This window comes from Mesorhizobium sp. M0074 (genome assembly GCF_040322975.1).
Classification (GTDB): Bacteria; Pseudomonadota; Alphaproteobacteria; order Rhizobiales; family Rhizobiaceae; genus Mesorhizobium.
Map to the genome: position 1 here is coordinate 1 of NZ_JAMYUM010000099.1, position 612 is coordinate 612.

1 protein-coding gene is annotated in these 612 nt (G+C 59.8%); it reads right to left on the bottom strand.

Features of this window, described 5'->3' with window-relative positions; all coding sequences use genetic code 11:
- A partial coding sequence (locus NKJ73_RS34140) for a Ulp1 family isopeptidase (RefSeq protein ID WP_352572792.1) occupies window positions 1-612 on the bottom strand: 612 nt, incomplete at both ends.

The following is a 612-nucleotide window of genomic DNA, read 5'->3' on the forward strand; positions in this document are numbered from 1 at the left end:
AACGTCCCGTACGAACACCGAGTCTGGGTTGCCTTGGTCCGGCGCGACTGGAGCCAGGGCTCTGTCGTGCAACGCTCGCGCTGACTGGCCGAGCCGCTTGATCCGCTGGTGAAACGTCCCAACGGGGCTTTCCTTAACCGCGTCTCGCGCCTGTCGGTCCATGAGTTCAAAGTTCGTGAGATAATTTGCCGTTCCAGATGTATCGTCACCCATGAGTCGGGTTTGTAGTGCCTGCCGATTGACGACGAGGTTGTTGAGGTTCAGGTCTGGCAGGTCTGGCAGGTCTGGCTGCCATCTTTGCAATCGCCCAACCAGCGCCCGCGTGCCGTCCACCACGTAGACTCCGCAATCCCACTCGTTGCTCTGCTGGGCGATGCGGGGTAAGTCCACGCGGGTCTCCAGGCTGGCGCCCAGCCTTTCTGCGAGGTGTTTTGCAAGCTTGTCATGCCATCCGCTGACGGAGTCATAATGATAGGCAACCGGCCGTTCCCGGTCGCTGCGATCAACGAACAGCAGCGACCAATGTTTGCCGCGCTCCGCAAGAGTCTTACCGCCATCGCTCACTGGCACGAACAGGAAGTCGGCTGTGTCGTTACCGTTCTGATTATGGAC